The 16,908-nt window shown below is 67.0% G+C and carries 13 protein-coding genes; 4 read left to right on the top strand and 9 right to left on the bottom strand.

The window, feature by feature from the left end; all coding sequences use genetic code 11:
* Positions 1 to 11: 11 nt before the first annotated feature.
* The 9 genes from NE584_RS12245 to ylxM form a co-directional block, all read right to left on the bottom strand.
* Positions 12 to 839 (bottom strand): putative RNA methyltransferase, encoded by an 828-nt coding sequence (locus NE584_RS12245; protein ID WP_242850342.1) that lies wholly within the window; start codon positions 837 to 839, stop codon positions 12 to 14.
* An 11-nt stretch (positions 840 to 850) separates the two neighbouring features.
* A complete protein-coding gene (locus NE584_RS12240; protein WP_157954758.1) occupies positions 851 to 1,666 on the bottom strand; it encodes a sugar phosphate isomerase/epimerase in 816 nt (271 codons plus the stop codon).
* Positions 1,667 to 2,064: 398 nt separating this feature from the next.
* Positions 2,065 to 2,601, bottom strand: a complete 537-nt coding sequence (locus tag NE584_RS12235) for a dihydrofolate reductase family protein (protein ID WP_256182939.1) — start codon at positions 2,599 to 2,601, stop codon at positions 2,065 to 2,067.
* Entirely contained in the window at positions 2,601 to 3,098 is a 498-nt protein-coding gene (gene rimM / locus NE584_RS12230) for a ribosome maturation factor RimM (RefSeq protein WP_050624702.1), read from the bottom strand. The genes NE584_RS12235 and rimM overlap by 1 nt, the downstream gene beginning before the upstream one ends.
* Before the next feature lie 61 nt (positions 3,099 to 3,159).
* Positions 3,160 to 3,390 carry a KH domain-containing protein gene (locus tag NE584_RS12225; RefSeq protein WP_050624703.1) on the bottom strand — a complete coding sequence of 77 codons (231 nt, stop codon included), beginning with the start codon at positions 3,388 to 3,390 and terminating at the stop codon, positions 3,160 to 3,162.
* A 21-nt stretch (positions 3,391 to 3,411) separates the two neighbouring features.
* Positions 3,412 to 3,651, bottom strand: coding sequence for a 30S ribosomal protein S16 (rpsP, locus tag NE584_RS12220; RefSeq protein WP_050624704.1), 240 nt, complete (start codon positions 3,649 to 3,651; stop codon positions 3,412 to 3,414).
* Between the two features lie 60 nt (positions 3,652 to 3,711).
* Positions 3,712 to 3,960, bottom strand: coding sequence for a hypothetical protein (locus tag NE584_RS12215; protein WP_256182938.1), 249 nt, complete (start codon positions 3,958 to 3,960; stop codon positions 3,712 to 3,714).
* 29 nt (positions 3,961 to 3,989) lie between these two features.
* The gene (gene ffh, locus NE584_RS12210) at positions 3,990 to 5,369 is read right to left on the bottom strand and encodes a signal recognition particle protein (RefSeq protein ID WP_050624706.1); all 1,380 of its coding nucleotides are present in this window, start codon (positions 5,367 to 5,369) and stop codon (positions 3,990 to 3,992) included.
* 2 nt (positions 5,370 to 5,371) lie between these two features.
* Positions 5,372 to 5,737, bottom strand: a complete 366-nt coding sequence (gene ylxM / locus NE584_RS12205; RefSeq protein ID WP_050624707.1) for a YlxM family DNA-binding protein — start codon at positions 5,735 to 5,737, stop codon at positions 5,372 to 5,374.
* A gap of 184 nt (positions 5,738 to 5,921) precedes the next feature.
* Between ylxM and NE584_RS12200 the strand changes: the two genes are divergently transcribed.
* From NE584_RS12200 to lgt, 4 genes are all read left to right on the top strand, one after another.
* Positions 5,922 to 13,169, top strand: a complete 7,248-nt coding sequence (locus NE584_RS12200) for a glucoamylase family protein (protein WP_256182937.1) — start codon at positions 5,922 to 5,924, stop codon at positions 13,167 to 13,169.
* Between the two features lie 94 nt (positions 13,170 to 13,263).
* The gene (locus tag NE584_RS12195) at positions 13,264 to 14,547 is read left to right on the top strand and encodes a pitrilysin family protein (protein WP_108981269.1); all 1,284 of its coding nucleotides are present in this window, start codon (positions 13,264 to 13,266) and stop codon (positions 14,545 to 14,547) included.
* Positions 14,548 to 14,550: 3 nt separating this feature from the next.
* On the top strand, positions 14,551 to 15,837 hold the full coding sequence (locus NE584_RS12190; RefSeq protein ID WP_050624711.1) for a pitrilysin family protein: 1,287 nt from the start codon (positions 14,551 to 14,553) through the stop codon (positions 15,835 to 15,837).
* Entirely contained in the window at positions 15,834 to 16,805 is a 972-nt protein-coding gene (gene lgt, locus NE584_RS12185) for a prolipoprotein diacylglyceryl transferase (protein ID WP_050624712.1), read from the top strand. The genes NE584_RS12190 and lgt overlap by 4 nt, the downstream gene beginning before the upstream one ends.
* Positions 16,806 to 16,908 lie beyond the last annotated feature (103 nt).

The raw sequence follows: 16,908 nt of genomic DNA, 5'->3' as shown, positions 1-16,908 counted from the left end.
GGCGGGAGAGATCAGGCGGGGCTGCGGCGGAACACGTGGAGGTCAAAGCCCACCTGGGTGGTGAGCCGCTTCAGAGCGGACAGGGCCTCCACCCCCTCCCGGGGAGTCTTCCAGCAGTAGGGGGTCATCTGGAACAGGGCCCGGATGTCCTCCGGGCAGTCCAGAGTGATCTCATACCGCACCGGGACGATGCGCTGATAGGAAAAGCCTGTATAGGGAGTTTCCTTGACGGGGTTTTCGTAGGGCTGGGAATAGAGGACCTGCTTCATCTCCCAGAGGTGCCGGGCGGAGGGGACCACATAGAGGAAGGTGCCGCCCGGCCGCAGGACCCTGGCGAACTCCTCCGCGGACAGGGGGGAGAACACATTGGTCAGCAGGTCCGCCGAGGCGTCCGCCAGGGGCAGGCGGTAGGCGGAGGCCACTGCGAATTCCCCCTCCGGAAGCCGCTTGGCGGCCCGGCGCAGGGCGTATTTGGAGATATCGATCCCCGCTGCCCGGGGCCGGTGTCCGGCCCGCTCCAGCGCCCGGAACATCCCCGCTGTGTAGTAGCCCTCCCCACAGCCGCTGTCCAGCAGGACGGGGCCCTCCAGGTGGGCGGAAGCCTCCAGGACCAGCTCCTCCAGGGCCTGGCGCAGCGGGGCGTAGTAGCCGCGCTCCAGAAAAGCGGCCCGGGCGGCCACCATCTCCCGGTCGTCCCCCGGCGCCTTGGAGTGCATCCGGTTGGGGGGCAGGAGGTGGACGTAACCCGCCGCCGCCCGATCAAAGCTGTGGCGGGCGGGACAGATGCAGCCCCTCTCCTCCTGCGTCAGAGGGCTGCCGCACAGGGGGCAGCGGAACAAACTGGGCCCGTTCACAGCAGAGCGCGGATGTAGTCCAGCCCGGCCTTGGCCGCGTCGGCAGGGGGATTGGCACGGAACTCAAAGACCAGATAGTCCTGGAATCCGGTCTCCTTCAGGGCCTGGATCAACAGCGGAAAATCAAAGTGCCTGCCGTCTGGGGCCATGCGGTCCACATCGGAGATGTCCACCTGTCCGATGAGGTCGCCCGCCTTCAGCAGCCCTTGGTAGAAATCCGTCTCCCCGTTGGTGTGGAGATGGATGGAGTCCACCTGGAGCCGGAGGGCAGGGGAGCGGAAGGAGCGGATGAACTCCGCGGTCTCGGACAGGGAGCAGTAGGCGTCGGAGTCGATGCGGCTGATGGCCTCGAAGGCCACCTGGATGCCCAGCTGTTCCGCGCGGGCCAGGATGGACTCCATGCTGGAGCGGAACAGAGGCTCATAGGCCTCGCGGCCGCCGGCATCCCGGGTCCAGCCCCGGATGGCGCCTACGATCAGCTTGGCGCCCCCCAGCTGGGCACACAGCTCCGCGTGGGACAGCATCCGGTCCACCGCGGCCTGGCGCCGCTCCTGGTCCGCCAGGCCCAGGCCCAGGCCGTCTACGGTGTAGATCCGTCCCGTAGCCAGTCCCGATGCGGTCAGGCCGTACTCTCCCAGCACGCGGCGGACATAGGCGGCATCCAGCTCGCCGGGGCGGTTGACCGTCAGGGAGAGGGCGTCATAGCCCAGCTCCGCCGCCCGGCGGGCGCAGTCCTCCAAAGGCCCCATCAGGGGGGCGGTGTTGCTCTCAAAGGTGCCGTCTGCCCAGACGGCGCTGGTCTTCATTCCCATAGGTATCTCCTGTTCCGGGGGCAAGTCCCCCTGCATGTGTGATGGTTTATTATAGCACCGGGGCCGGCCGGGGTCAATTCCCGGCCGGGAAAGAGAGCGGCTCCGCGGGAGCGGACAGGGCCTGATGCCCTCATCGAGCCGGACGGCGGGCGCACGATGTGCGCCCCTGCGCAAAAGCCGAAGATATCTCGCAGGGGCAGCCCCCGGAGCTGCCCTCAAAGCCTTCCCCCCTGGGTGGGGAAGGTGTCACGGCGGATGCCGCGACGGATGAGGGTGGTGTCCCCTGCCGGTCCAATCAACACTCCGCTGAGTCCGATCAGGGGCGGGGCGGCTCCCCGCCCCTGTACAGGAAACGGAAAACCCCGCCTGCGTTTCATACAGGCGGGGCTAGCGGCGGGTCAGCGGGGTTCATAGGCCAGCTCGGCGATCCCGTTGCTGTGGGCGGCGGAGACCAGACGCAGGTCCTGCTGGGGCAGCCCGCGGGAAAAGAGGGGGATGCCCTCCCCCAGGATCACGGGGATCACAGAGACCACATACCGGTCGATGGCGTTTTTCCGGATCAGCTGGGCGGCCGTGTCGGCGCCGCCGCAGATCCAGATGTCCCGCCCGGCGGGCTCCCGCTTCAGCTGTTCCACCAACTGGTGGGCCGGACCGCTGAAAGCCTGGATCTTCTCCGTCTGGGGAGGGAGGGGGCGGTGGGTGAGCACATAGCAGTCCAATCCCCGGTAGGGCCAGCTGTCGGGAGAGAGCTGGGTGACCACCTGGTGGTAGGTGGTCCAGCCCATGGCCACGGTGTCCACTGTGGAGAGAAAGGCGGGGTAGGTCCCCGGGTCCGGGTCATCAGGGTCCTGGCCGGCCAGCCAGGAGACATCCCCGTCCGGGCGGGCCAGGCAGCCGTCCAGGCTCATGGAGATGTAGAGGACGGTGCGGCGCATCACAGGCCCTCCATCATGTTGACCCGGAGGTATCCCTCATCCACGTTGACCTCCGCGATGAACTGGTCCACCGCGGGGATCATCAGCTCCCGGGCGCCGCCGCGGACTACATACACATTGTTGGCGGGCAGGGTGAGAATGTCCGCGATCTGTCCCAGCACCGCGCCGCTGGCGGCGTCCCGGACCTCCATTCCCATCAGGTCAGCCAGGAAAAAGCTGCCCTCCGGGAGCTGGACATCCTTCCGGTCGATGTACAGCACGGCGTTGCGCATGGCCAGAGCACTGTTGACATCGGTGACGCCCTGCAGCTTCAGGATGACCATGTTTTTGTGGACCCGGGCCCGCTCCACCTGGATGGGCCAGTGGGAGCTGTCCACATAGAGGGTCTTGAACTGGCAGAGAAAGTCCGGGGAGTCCGCCCAGGGCTGTACCCGCACCTCGCCCATAATGCCGTGGACGTTGGTGATCTTTCCGACCTCCAGATACTGTTCTTTCATGGGGATTCTCCTTTCCTCCGGGGTAAGACAATGGCGCAGGATCTCCCTGCGCCATAACTGTCTAGTCGACGATCTCGACGGAGACACGCTGACCGGTGCGCTGGGCCACGGAGCGGATCAGGGTGCGGATCTCCTTGGCGATGCGGCCCTGACGGCCGATCACCTTCCCCATATCCTCCGGAGCCACACGGAGCTCCAGCACGGTCTCGCCGTCGCTCTCATGCTGGGTGACAGACACCTGATCGGGGTGGTCCACCAGATTCTGGGCGACATAGGTCAAAAGCTCTTTCATTTGCCTGACAGACCTCCAGCCTTACAGCGCGCCGGCCTTTTTCAGAAGGGAGCGGACGGTGTCGGTGGGCTGAGCACCGGTCTTGATCCAGGCCTGAGCCCGCTCGGCGTCCACCTTCAGCTCGGCGGGGGTGGTCAGAGGGTTGTAGGTGCCGATCTCCTCGATGAAACGGCCGTCACGGGGATAGCGGGAATCCGCCACCACGATACGGTAGAAGGGAGCCTTCTTCGCGCCCATGCGGCGCAGTCTGATTTTAACCATTTATATTCACCTCCAAAAATTTCTTGCGTATATGGAAAACACCGAAGTGTTTGCCAGCGTTCAAAATTGGGCCAGCAGCCCGAACAGGAGAAAGGATGCCCCCAGCAGGCGGGGGAACCATAGGGCCCGCGCTCCCCACTGGATGGAGATGTTTACCGGGACCACCGGGTGGAGAACGAAGCCGGCCCCCACCAGAAGAAAGGCCAGACGGCCCACAATGGGGAGATGGAGCAGGGCTGACAGGATGGATGAGATAACGATGACCAGGAAGCTGGCAAGCATCTGATCGAAAAAGGTCCACTTTTTCATGGTCCGAGCTCCTTTCTGCCGTCGGGGAGTCAGAAGGGGAGGCCGGGCATCTTGCCGCCCAGCATGCCCTTGCCGCCCTTTTTGCCCATCAGGCGGCGCATGGACTTGGGCATCTTGCCGCCGGCGAACTGCTTGGTCATGGCCTGCATCATCTCGAACTGCTTCAGCAGCCGGTTGATGTCCACCACCTGGGTGCCGGACCCGGCGGCGATGCGCCGCTTGCGGCTGGAGTTGAGCACATTGGGATTTTCCCGCTCATAGGGGGTCATGGAAAGGATGATGGCCTCCATCCGCCCCAGCAGGGACTCGTCCATGGAGGCCCCCTCCAGATCGGAGGCCTTGACGCCGGGGAGCATCCCGGCGATCTCGGACAGGGAGCCCATATTCTTCAGCTGAGCCATCTGCTCATAGAAATCGGTCAGCGTGAATTTGTTTTTCCGCAGCTTCTCTTGGAACTCCAGGGCCTTCTGCCTGTCGAAGTTCTGCTCCGCCTTCTCGATGAGGGAGAGCATGTCGCCCATGCCCAGGATACGGCTGGCCATCCGGTCAGGGTGGAAGACCTCGATCTGGTCCAGCTTTTCCCCCACACCCACGAACTTGATGGGCTTGCCGGTGACTGCCTTAATGGAGAGGGCCGCGCCGCCCCGGGCGTCTCCGTCCAGCTTGGTGAGCATGACGCCGTCGATGTCCAGTGCGTCGTCAAAGGCCTTGGCCGCGTTCACTGCGTCCTGGCCGATCATGGCGTCCACCACCAGCAGGATCTCCGTGGGCTCCACGGCGGCCTTGATGCGCTTGAGCTCGTCCATCAGCTCCTCGTCCACATGGAGCCGGCCGGCGGTGTCCAGGAACACCATGTCGTTGCCGTGCTGCCTGGCGTGCTCGATGGCGGCTCTGGCGATGTCCACCGGGTCGGTCTGACCCATCTGGAACACCGGGATGTCCAGCTGTCCGCCCACCACCTCCAGCTGCTTGATGGCGGCGGGGCGGTAGATATCGCAGGCGGCCAGCAGGGGCCGCTTGCCGTTCTGACGCTTCATCAGGCCGGCCAGCTTGGCGCCGTTGGTGGTCTTGCCCGCACCCTGAAGGCCCACCAGCATCACCACCGTGGGGGGCTTGGAGGAGATCTCCAGCTTGGTGCTGGTGCCGCCCATCAGGGCGGTAAGCTCCTCGTTGACGATCTTGATGATCGTCTGGGCGGGGGAGAGGGCCTCCAGCACGTCGGAGCCCACGGCCCGCTCGGTCACCTGAGCGATGAACTGCTTGACCACCTTGTAGCTGACGTCCGCCTCCAGCAGGGCCAGGCGGATCTCCCGCATAGCCTCCTTGACGTCGGCCTCGGAGAGACGGCCCTTGCCCCGCAGCTTTTTGAATGCGGCGGAGAGCTTTTCAGAAAGTCCTTCAAACGCCATGGTTACTCCTTTTGAAGCACCTGGGCCAGCTCCCGGATCTCCCGGGCCGCCGCCTCGATGTCTGGGTCGTCATAGCTGCCGTTGCGCTCCAGGATCTTTTCCGCGTCCTCAGCGATCTGCTGGAGCTGCTTGTGCATGGCGTGGAACCGCTTGATCAGGCCGGTCTTATCCTCCAGATCGGTGAGGATGGCCTCGGCCCGGACGATCACGTCCCGGACGCCCTGGCGGGTGATGCCGCTGTTCTCCGCGATCTCGGAGAGTGAAAGATCCTCGTTATAGTAGAGGTCGTAAAACTCCTTCTGCCGCTCGGTGAGCACGTCGCCGTAAAAATCGTACAGCAGGGCCATGCGATAGGCCTGACTTTTCAAACTGTTCCACCTCCTGTTGAGATGTCGTAAAGCTCAAAAACTTTACATTCGGAATCATACCATAACAGAGCCCCCTTGTCAAGTAAAAAATCTGTACACTTGGCGGGGGTATATTCCCACGGCACCGGGGCAAAATCCATAATGATCGCCCAAAAAACGGTATGATGATTCAGGAGGAGCCGCCATGTCTGCTTCGAACACCGCCCATGTTCCCATGGATGAACCCCATCTGTCCCGATACGGGGCCAACGCCGCCCGGGCACTGGAGCTGGAGGGAGCGGTCCGCCCGGGGACTGTGGCCCGGGAGATGCGGCGCGCGCTGGCCGAGGTGGAGCGCGCCCGGCAGGAGCTGGCCCGCTGGGCCGAGGAGAGCGGGCGCACGCCGGGAGCGGTGGAGTGGCTGCTGGACAACGCCTATCTGGCGGCGCGGGAGGGGCGGATGGCGGAGCGGGCCTTCCGCAGGGGCAGGCCCCTGCGACGCTGCCGGAACGGCCAGTCTGTTCTCCAGTGTGCCGCCCGGACGGCGCTTTGGGCGGTCCCCGACCTGGACCGCCGCCGCCTGACGGTCTTTCTCTCCGCGTTCCAGTCCGTACTGCCCCTCACCGAACGGGAGCTGTCCCTGCTGGTCCCCGCCCTGACCTGGGCGCTGCTGTGTCAGCTGCGTGGTCTGTGCGGGGACCTGGCGGCGCTGCAGGAGGAGCAGACAGGGCCCGCCCCCTTTGAGTCTGTCTTTGCCGGGCTGCGGGCCCTGTCCGATGGGGACTGGGGGGCGCTGCTGGAGTCGGAGAGCCGGGTGGAGGCTGTCCTGCGCCAGGACCCGGCGGGATGTTATGGCTCCATGGAGGACGCCACACGCCGGAGATACCGGGGACAGGTGTGCCGTCTGGCGAGAAAGAGCGGCATGGGGGAGGAGGAGACGGCCCGGCGGGTCCTGGAGCTGTCCCGGCAGGGGGCGGGGGCGGAGCGCCACGTGGGCTGGTTCCTCTTCCGCCGCCCGCTGGGGGCGGAGAAAAGGACACGGTCCGGGGCGTGCTACGGCCCGCTGGTCCTGCTCTCTGCCGCCCTGCTCTCCGCCGCTCTGGCTCTGCTGCTGGACAGCTGGGTGGGGGGGCTGCTGCTCTTTTTCCCCCTGTCCGATCTGGTGAAAAACAGCGCGGACTTTCTTCTGGTCCGTCTGGTGCCCCCGCGCCCGGTCCACCGCATGGCGCTGGAGTCCGGCATCCCGCCGGAGGGGAGGACCCTCTGCGTCATCGCGGCCCTGCTGACCGGAAAGGAGAGCGGCCGTGAGCTGGCAGAAAAGCTGGAGCGCTACCATCTGGCCAACCGGGACAGCGGCGGAGAGCTGCGGCTGGGGATGCTGGCCGATCTGCCCGACCGGGATTCCCCCATGGGGGCGGAGGGGCGGAGCTGGGTCCGGGAGGCCCGGAAGGAGGTGGACCGCCTGAACCGGAAGTACGGGGGCGGCTTCTACCTCTTTTTCCGGGAACCCCGTTACAGTGCCCGGGATGGGCGCTGGATGGGCTGGGAACGGAAGCGGGGCGCGCTGGTGGAGCTGGTGCGGCTGTTGAAGGACCGCCCCAGCGGGCTGGAGGTACTCTCCGGAGACCGGGGGGCCCTGGCGGACACCCGCTATGTCATCACTCTGGACAGCGATACCAGCCTGAACGTGGGCGCGGCCCGGGAGCTGGTGGGGGCAATGCTCCATCCCCTGAATCAGCCGGAGGTGGACCGGGAGCGCCGGGTGGTCACGGAGGGGTACGCCCTGCTCCAGCCCAGAGTGGCGGTGGAGCTGGCCGCCGCCAACCGCTCCCTGTTCTCCCGGGTGTTTGCCGGGCTGGGGGGAGTGGACCCCTATGGCAGCGCGGCCAGCGACGTGTACCACGACCTGTTTGACCAGGGGACCTATACGGGAAAGGGCATCTTCCAGGTGGACGCCTTCTATGCCTGTCTGGACCGCCGGGTGCCGGAGGGGCGGGTACTGTCCCATGACCTGCTGGAGGGCTCCTACCTCCGGGCCGGACTGCTGGGGGAGGTGGAGCTCACAGACGGATTTCCCTATCAGGTGCGTTCCTACTACGCCCGCCTGAACCGCTGGATCAGGGGGGACTGGCAGCTGCTGCCGTGGCTGTTCCCCCGGGTGCCGGACGGCAGGGGAGGGCGTGAGAAAAATCCCCTGCCCCCGCTGGCACGGTGGAAGCTGCTGGACAACCTGCGCCGCTCTCTCTCCCCCATCTTTACCCTGGCAGCCCTGGTGCTGGGGATCTGCGGGAGCGGGGCAGCTCTGGCTGCCGCTGGCGGCGCCGCTATCCTCTCTGCCGCCTCCAATCTGCTCCTGTCCGGGATGGACCTGGCCGCCCGGCGGGGCGGGCGGGCCCGGGGACGCTACCACTCCACGGTGGTGGCCGGCCTGCCCGGAGCCCTGCTCCAGACCGCCCTCCAGCTGCTGTTCCTGCCCTACCACGCCTGGGTGTCCGCCTGCGCCGTGTGCACCGCGCTGTGGCGGATGGGGGTGACAGGCCGGGACCTGCTGGCCTGGGTGACGGCAGACCAGTCGGAGCGGGGCGGCGGCAACGGTCTGTGGTCCTATTACCGGCGGGAGTGGTTTTCCCCCGCCGTAGGGCTGGCCACCTTTCTGCTGGCGGAGCTGCGGATCGGCAGCCTGGCGGGGCTGCTGTGGATGGCGGCTCCCGCCGCCGCCTGGTGGATCAGCCGGCCCAGTGGAAAGCGGGCGGGACTGGCCCCGGGGGACCGGGCCTTCCTGCTTCACCAGGCCACCCTGATCTGGCGCTACTTTGCCAGCTTCCTCCGGGAGGAGGACCACTGGCTCCCGCCGGACAACTGGCAGGAGAAGCCGGCGGCGGGGCTGGCCCGCCGGACCTCCCCCACCAACATCGGGCTGGCCCTGCTCTCCGTGATGGCGGCGGTGGATCTGGACCTGCTGCCCCAGGACCAGGGGGCGGGGCTGATCCGCCATGTCCTGAACACCGTGGAGGGGCTGGAGAAGTGGCGGGGCCACCTCTACAACTGGTATGACACTGTCTCTGCCAGGCCCATGGCCCCCCGGTATATCTCCACCGTGGACAGCGGGAACCTGTGCGGCAGTCTGATCGCCCTGGCGGCGGGACTGGAGGAGTGGGGAGAGGGGGAGCTGGCCGCCCGGGCCCGGGCGCTGTCCGGCGCCATGGAATTCCGCCCCCTGTACGACCCCGACGGCAGGCTGTTTTTCATCGGCTGGGAGGCGGAGCGGGACCGTCCCACCCCCGGCCACTATGACCTGATGGCCAGCGAGGCCCGGCAGACCAGCTATGTGACCGTGGCCCGGGGAGAGGTCCCGCCCCGGCACTGGCGCCGGCTGAGCCGGATGCTGCTGGGGGACAACGATTACAGCGGCATGGCCTCCTGGACCGGGACCATGTTTGAATATTTCATGCCCAATCTGCTGCTGCCCTGTGAGGAGAACTCCTTGATGTACGAGTCGCTGGCCTTCTGCGTCTATGCCCAGAAGCGCCGGGGGGCCAGGACCCACACCCCCTGGGGGATCTCGGAATCGGGATTTTTCGCCTTTGACCCGGGGATGACTTATCAGTACAAGGCCCACGGCGTTCAGGCCCTGGGTCTGAAGCGGGGGCTGGACCAGGAGCTGGTGGTGGCGCCCTACGCCTCCTTCCTCGCCCTCCCCATGGCCCCCAAAAGCGCGGTGCGTAACCTGCGCCGGCTGTGCGCCCTGGGGCTGGAGGGGCGGTTCGGCCTCTATGAGGCGGCCGACTTCACCCCCTCCCGCCTGTCAGGGGGCAGCAACTTTGAGATCGTCCGATCCTATATGGCCCACCACCTGGGCATGAGCCTGGTGGCCATCGACAACGCCCTGACGGAGGACGTGATGCAGCGGCGCTTCCTGTCCGACCGGACCATGGCCGCCTACCGGGAGCTGCTCCAGGAGCGGGTCCCGGTGGGAGCGCCTGTCATGCGCCGCCGGGACGGGGCGGCGCCGGAGCGCCCCCGCCGCCGCCAGGGGCCCGATCTGCTGCGGACCGGGGAGGGGGCGGGTCGTCTCTCACCACGGTGCCACCTGGTGTCCGAGGGGGGATACTGCGTCTTTGCCGCCGATAACGGACAGACCCGCTCCAGCCTGGGGCGGGATGTCATCACCCTGGCGGAGCCGGGGGAGTACCAGGCCCCTGCCGGGGTGTCCTGGTTCTTCTCCGGGGCGGAGGGGGTGATCGGCCTGACCGCCGCCCCCCTGTACCGCGGAGACTGCCGGTACAGCTGGGAGTTCTATGACGGCGGGGCCGTCTGGACCTGTCAGCGGGGCGGCCTGACCGCCCGCACCGGCCTCGCCCTGGCCCGGCTGGGCAGCGGGGAGCTGCGCCGGGCGGAGCTGCACTGGGACGGAGAGGGCGTGCTGGAGGGAGAGCTTCTGTGTTATCTGGAACCCGTGCTGTGCGGGGAGCGGGATCACCTGGCCCACCCCGCCTTCTCCAAGCTGTTTGTGGAGAGCCGCGCCATCCCCGGCGGCGTCTCCTTCCGCCGCCGCCCCAGGGGAGCGGAGGAGCACCCGGTGCTGGCGGCCCTGTGGGACGGGGAGGGGAGCACATTCACCACCTCACGGCAGGCGGCCCTGGGGCGGGGCGGCCTGCGGGCACTGGCTGGCGGGGGGCCCGGGCCCCTGAAGGGGGAGACGGGAGCGGTGCTGGACCCGTGCCTGATGGTGCGCCTGCCGGTGCGCCTGCGGCCGGGGGAGAGCTGCGCCCTGCGCCTGGCATTGGGGGTCTCGGACCGGCTGGATGCCGCCGCCGACACCGCCCAGCGGCTGCTGGAGGGGCGGGAGGAGCCGGGCGGGATGCTGGCCCCCATTGCCCAGCGGCTGGGGCTGGACCAGGTCCAGGCCCTGGGGGCCTTTGCTTTGCTGCGCCATCTGGCCTCCGTCCGGCCCGGAGCGGAGGGGCGTCCGCCCCAGTGTGAGCTGTGGCAGTTCGGGATCTCCGGGGATCTGCCCATCGCGGCTGCGCCGCTGGAGGGAGGAGTGGGAGAGGATAAGATCGGGCTGTGGTGTGCCCAGCATCGGTTCCTCACCCGGGCCGGCTGGCCGTTTGACTTGGTGTTTCTGGCGGAGGAGGGGGGCGACTACCGCCGTCCCCTGCTTACTGCGGTCAGGGAGGCGCTGCGGGCGCTGGGGGCGGAATCCGCCCTTGGGGCCCGGGGCGGGGTCCACCTGGTGGACCACGGGGAGGGATTTCCCACCGTGCTGGCCTGGGCCTCCGCCCGCCTGCCCCTGGAACTGATGGAGGAAGAGCCGGAGCACTGGACGCCTCCGCCGGCGGTGTCGGTCCGCCCGGAGCCCGCCCCCTGGCACTTTGACCAGGCGGGCAGCGTGGTCATCCGCGCCGGGGAGCGCCTGCCCCCTGTGGGCTGGAGTCAGATCCTGTGCGGAGAGAGCTTCGGATGGCTGACCGACGAGACAGGCAACGGCCTGCTCTGGAGGGAGAATGCCCACGAGGGCCGCCTCACCCGCTGGAAAAACGACCCGCTGGCCGTGGGCGGGGAGGAGCGGCTGCTGCTGGAGACAGGGGGCATCTGCGCCTCCGTCTTCGCGGACGGGGATGGCCTGCCCTGTACAGTGACCTACGGCCCCGGCTTTGCCCGCTGGGAGAAGCGGTTTGGGGAGACCCTGCTGGTGACGGAGGGACATGTGCCCCCGGACCGGCCGGAGCGGGTGCTCCGTTTCGCGCTCTCCGGAGGTGCTGGGACGCTGTCCATCCAAAGGAGAGATGGAGAGGCGTCCGCCTGCCCGGTGGCGGAGGGACTGCCGGCCGTCCTGGTGAGCGCGCCGGGGGAACGGGGCGGGCTGGTCCACCGCTGGGACGCCCTCCCGCCGGAACGGGCGGAGGCAGAGGGGGAGCAGGTCGTGCTGGACTGGCGGAAAAAGGTGTCCGCCCTGCGCTTCTCCACCCCGGAGCCGGCGCTGGACCGGTATCTCAACGGCTGGGCGCTCTATCAGGTGCTGGCCTGCCGGCTGATGGCCCGCACGTCTCAGTATCAGAATGGCGGAGCCTACGGCTTCCGGGACCAGCTCCAAGACGTGCGGGCCCTGCTGCTCACTGTGCCGGAGCGGGCCCGGGAACAGCTGGTGCTGGCCTCCTCCCGCCAATTTCCGGAGGGAGACGTGCAGCACTGGTGGCATCCGCCCCATGGGGCGGGGGTCCGGACCCGGATCACCGACGACCTGCTGTGGCTGCCTTATGTGCTGGCGGAATATCTGGAGGTGACGGGGGACTGGTCCGTGTGCGGGGAGAAGACCTGCTATCTGGAATCCCCGCCCCTGCGGGAGGGGGAGCGGGAGCGGTATGAGACGCCCCGGTGTTCGGAGCGAGAGGACACGGTCTACCGCCATGCCCTGGCGGCCATCCGGTGCGCCATGGAGCGCGGTGCGGGCAGCCACGGCCTGGCCCTGATAGGAGGCGGAGACTGGAACGACGGCATGAACCGCGTGGGGGCGGGAGGCCGGGGGGAGTCTGTGTGGCTGACCTGGTTCCTCGCCCTGGTGCTTCGGAAGTTCGCGCCGGTGTGCCGGCATATGGAGGAGCCGCAGCTGGCGGAGGAGCTGCTGGGCCGGGCGGAGGGATACCGGAAGGCCGCGGAGGCGGCTTGGGACGGGAGCTGGTACCGCCGGGGCTATTTTGACAGCGGGGCCCCCCTGGGGACCCGGGGGGCGGAGAGCTGCGAGATCGACTCCATTGCCCAGTCCTTCGCCGCGCTGGTGGAGGACTCGGACCGGGAGCGGGCCTGCCAGGCAGTGTCTGCCGCGCTGGAGCGGCTCTATCTGCCCCAGGCCGGGGTAGTGAAGCTGTTCGATCCGCCCTTCCAGGACAGGGGCCCGGACCCGGGCTATATCAAGGGCTATCTGCCCGGCGTGCGGGAGAACGGGGGACAGTACACCCATGGGGCTGTGTGGCTGGCTCTGGCCTGCCTCCGCCTGGGCCGGACGGAGGATGGGCTGGAGCTGCTGCGGGCCCTCCTGCCGGAGCGCCGCCGGACGCAGATCTATCAGGCGGAGCCCTATGTGCTGGCCGCCGATGTCTATGCGGCCCCGGGGCACCTGGGCCGGGGCGGCTGGAGCTGGTACACCGGGGCGGCGGGGTGGTACTACCGCACCGCGGTGGAGGAGCTGCTGGGCCTGAAGGTCCGGGAAGGCCGCTTGTTTGTGGAGCCCCACCTGCCGGAGGACTGGCCGGGCTGGACCGGGGAGTGGGAACTGGACCGGGGGCGGCTGAGCATCCAGGTGAGCCGGGGGAGAGAGCTCTCCGTCCGGCTGGACGGCCGGGAGATCCGGGACGGCGTCCCCCTCCGGGAACTGACAGGGGACCACCGGCTGGAAGTGACAGCGGTACCCGGGAATGGAAAGCTTTGCTTTTCGGCGAAAGATGTGGTATGATAACTCTGTTCTGCTTCCAGGAAGGAAATTCCCTTCTGAAAGGCCACAGGAAAAGGGGGACGCCCCCTTTCGTGCAGAGAAAGGAATCTGATCTATGACTCAAGTAACGCGCCGGGAGCTCTTTCCCGGGGTGTGGCTGCGGACAGTCCACACCGACAAATTCAAAAGCAGCTATCTCAGCCTGACCATGCTGGTCCCCCTGGAGCGGGAGCGGGCGGCGGCCAATGCCCTGCTCTTCCCGGTGCTGCGCCGGGGGACCCGGGAGCACCCGGATATGGAGTCCCTCTCCGCCGCCCTGGACGAGCTGTACGGAGGCGCCATCGAGCCCATCGTGCGGAAAAAGGGGGAGACCCAGTGCCTGGGCTTTGTGGCCAGCTTTCTGGATGATGCCTTTGCGCCCGGGGGCGAGCCCATCCTGGAGCCCGCGGCGGGGCTGCTGGGGGAGCTGCTGCTCCGCCCCCGCCTTCAGGACGGCATTTTTGCGGAGGAATATGTGTCCGGGGAACGGGCCAATCTGGTGGACCGCATCCGGGGCCAGATCAACGACAAGCGCTCCTACGCCACCCTGCGCCTGGGACAGCTGATGTGCGGGGAGGAGGCCTTCGGGGTGGACAAGCTGGGGGATGTGGAGCATGCCGCGGCCGTCACGCCGGGCTCTCTGTGGGAGCGGTATCAGCAGCTGCTCTCCACCGCCCAGATCGAGCTGTACTACTGCGGTTCCGCGGAGGAGGAGCGGGTGGCCCGCGCCCTGAAGGAGGCACTGTCCGCCCTCCCCGTGAATGAGGGGCGGATCTGCCCGGACTGCGAGGTCCGGCTCCACGCCGGACCGGAGCCCAGCATGGTGGAGGAGTCCATGGACGTGACCCAGGGCAAGCTGGCCATGGGCTTCCGCACCGGCGGCGTCACCTGCTGGGAGGAGGAATACCCCGCCATGGCCATGTGCAACGCCGTATTCGGCGGCACTACCCTGTCCAAGCTCTTTATGAACGTGCGGGAGAAGCTGTCTCTGTGCTACTACGCCAGCTCCACCCTGGAGAAGATGAAGGGGCTGATCCTGGTCTCCTCCGGGATCGAATTTGACAAGTTCCAGCAGGCCAGGGACGAGATCCTCCATCAGCTGGAGGAGATCCGGCAGGGGAACATGGAGGACTGGGAGCTGGAGGGGACCCGCCGCACCATGATCGGCGCCCACCTGGCCACCCTGGATGTCCAGGACCGGCAGGAGGACTTCTGGCTGGGCCAGACGGCCGCCGGTCTGGAGACCGGCATCGAGGAGCTGGTGGCCCAGCTGGAGCAGGTCACCCGGGAGCAGGTGGCCCAGGCGGCTCAGAAGCTGGAACTGGACACCATTTACTTCCTGAAGGGAACGGAGGGCTGAACCATGGAGAAACTGGAATTTCCCCGGGTGGGGGAGCAGATGTACCACCAGGTGCTGGACAACGGGCTGCATATCTTTGTGGTGCCCAAGCCCGGCTTTCAGAAGAGCTACGCCTTTTTTGCCACCAATTACGGAGGCATGGATATGAAGTTCAAGCTGGATGGCCAGGATATGGACACTCCGGCGGGGGTGGCCCACTATCTGGAGCACAAGATGTTCGACACCAAGGAGGGCAACGCCCTCCAGGAGCTGGCGGCCAACGGCGCCTCCCCCAATGCCTTCACCAGCAACGCCATCACAGGCTACTATTTCGAGAGCACAGAGAAATTCGAGGAGAACCTGCGCATCCTGCTCTCCTTCGTCTCCATTCCCTATTTCACCAAGGAGAGCGTGGACAAGGAGCAGGGGATCATCGGTCAGGAGATCGGCATGATCGAGGACGACCCGGACTGGGTGGTCTTTATGGATCTGATGCAGGCCCTCTACGAGAAGCACCCGGTGCGGGTGTCGGTGGCGGGCTCGGCGGAGTCCATCTCCCACATCACCGCTGAGACCCTCTACGCCTGCCACAAGGCATTCTACGACCCCTCCAATATGGTGCTGTGCGTGGCAGGGGACGTGGACCCGGAGAAGATCTGCCAGGCGGCTCGGGAGATCCTGCCGGAGCGGCCCGGCGCGCCGGTTGCCCGGGGGGACTACGGCGCCCAGGAGCCCGCGGAGGTGTGCCAGCCCATGATCCAGCGGGAGATGGAGGTCTCGGTCCCCCTGTTCCAGCTGGGATTCAAGGGGGAGGCGGCCCCGGAGGGAGAGGGGGCCCTGCGCCAGCAGCTGCTGGGCGAGCTGGCCTGTGAGGCACTTCTGGGCAACTCCGGCCCGCTGTATGCCAGACTCTACCGGGAGGGGCTGGTCAACCGGAATTTCTCCTACGGGTATGAGAGCTACCCCGGCTGCGCTTTCCTGTGTGCCGGGGGGGAGAGCAAGGACCCGGAGGGAGTGCGGGCGGCGGTGGCCGCCGAGGCGGAGCGGATCGCACGGGAGGGGATCGACCCCGAGCTGTGGGAGCGGCTGAAAAAATCCTCCTACGGAAACCGAGTGCGGGCGCTGAACTCCTTTGAGCACATCTGCATCAGTCAGGCCCAGTCGTTTTTCCAGGGCTGCGATTTCCTGCGCTTCCCGGAGGTGTACGACAGCCTGACCAGGGAGGACGCCCAGGCCATGATCGCCCGCTGGGTCACGCCGGAGCGCACCGCCCTGTCCGTGGTCCGGCCCAGAGAGGAAGCGGTGGAATGACCAACATCGTGACATTTCCCGGACTGGGGCTGGAGTTCCACCTTGACCGGGTGGCCTTCTCGTTGTTTGGCCACCCGGTGTACTGGTACGGGGTCATCATCGGCTGCGGATTTCTGCTGGCCGTCCTGCTGTGCTGCCGGTGGGCGCCCAGATTCGGCGTGAACAGCGACCAGATCATGGACCTGCTGATCTTCGCGGTGCCCCTCTCCGTGGTGGGGCTGCGGGTCTATTACGTACTCTTCTATCTGGACCTGTACCGGGAGGCGGACGGTTCCCTGAACTGGGGGGCCATCTTCCGCATCACGGACGGCGGCCTGGCCATCTACGGCGGCATCATTGCCGCCGCCCTGACCTTGATCGTGTTCTGCCGTATCCGGAAGATCAGCTTCTTCTCCTTTGCAGACCTGGGGGTCCACGGCCTTCTGATCGGCCAGTGCATCGGCCGGTGGGGAAACTTTATGAATGTGGAGGCCTACGGCGGCGTCACCGGACTTCCCTGGCGGATGTGTTCGGAGAGCATCGCCAGCTCCCTGCTGTCCCAGGGACTGGTGGACGCGGACGGCTATCAGGCCATCCTGGACGGCACCCTGGGGGTGCACCCTACGTTTTTCTACGAGTCCCTGTGGAATTTTGTGGGCATCTTTCTGATCTACTGGATCGGAAAGCACTGGAAGAAATTTGATGGCCAGGTGTTCTGGAGCTATGTGCTGTGGTACGGCCTGGGCCGGTTCTGGATCGAGGGCCTGCGGACGGACAGCCTGTATTTCTTCGGACTGGAGCTGTTCGGCGCCCCCATCCGCACCTCCCAGGTGCTGGCCATCGTCTCTGCCGCCGTGGCGGCTGTTGTATTGATCTATGAGCTGAAGTTCCGTCGGCACGATCCGTCTGAGCTTTATGTGAACCGGCTGGCCGCCCACAGGGCGGACGCTGGAGAGGGCCCGGGCGGACCGGAGAAAAAGGAGGACTGATTTGTGTCGGCGGTCATCATGGACGGAAAGGCACTGGCAAAAAAGGTGAAGGAGGAGGTCCGGGCGGCGGGCGGGGGGGCGGCGCCCCCCCCCCCCCCCGGCC

Origin of the sequence: Clostridium sp. DFI.5.61, assembly GCF_024462915.1 — a bacterium.
In the GTDB taxonomy this organism is placed as follows: domain Bacteria; phylum Bacillota; class Clostridia; order Oscillospirales; family Oscillospiraceae; genus Lawsonibacter; species Lawsonibacter asaccharolyticus.
This window is presented reverse-complemented; position numbering and strand designations above follow the sequence as displayed.

Bases quoted from the DNA above. Each gene is read 5' to 3' on its own strand.
- NE584_RS12195 (WP_108981269.1), top strand. From the start codon at position 13,264: ATGACTCAAGTAACGCGCCGGGAGCTCTTTCCCGGGGTGTGGCTGCGG.
- rpsP (WP_050624704.1), bottom strand. From the start codon at position 3,651: ATGGTTAAAATCAGACTGCGCCGCATGGGCGCGAAGAAGGCTCCCTTC.
- NE584_RS12225 (WP_050624703.1), bottom strand. From the start codon at position 3,390: ATGAAAGAGCTTTTGACCTATGTCGCCCAGAATCTGGTGGACCACCCC.
- NE584_RS12215 (WP_256182938.1), bottom strand. From the start codon at position 3,960: ATGAAAAAGTGGACCTTTTTCGATCAGATGCTTGCCAGCTTCCTGGTC.
- NE584_RS12240 (WP_157954758.1), bottom strand. From the start codon at position 1,666: ATGGGAATGAAGACCAGCGCCGTCTGGGCAGACGGCACCTTTGAGAGC.
- rimM (WP_050624702.1), bottom strand. From the start codon at position 3,098: ATGAAAGAACAGTATCTGGAGGTCGGAAAGATCACCAACGTCCACGGC.
- lgt (WP_050624712.1), top strand. From the start codon at position 15,834: ATGACCAACATCGTGACATTTCCCGGACTGGGGCTGGAGTTCCACCTT.
- NE584_RS12200 (WP_256182937.1), top strand. From the start codon at position 5,922: ATGTCTGCTTCGAACACCGCCCATGTTCCCATGGATGAACCCCATCTG.
- NE584_RS12235 (WP_256182939.1), bottom strand. From the start codon at position 2,601: ATGCGCCGCACCGTCCTCTACATCTCCATGAGCCTGGACGGCTGCCTG.
- ffh (WP_050624706.1), bottom strand. From the start codon at position 5,369: ATGGCGTTTGAAGGACTTTCTGAAAAGCTCTCCGCCGCATTCAAAAAG.
- NE584_RS12190 (WP_050624711.1), top strand. From the start codon at position 14,551: ATGGAGAAACTGGAATTTCCCCGGGTGGGGGAGCAGATGTACCACCAG.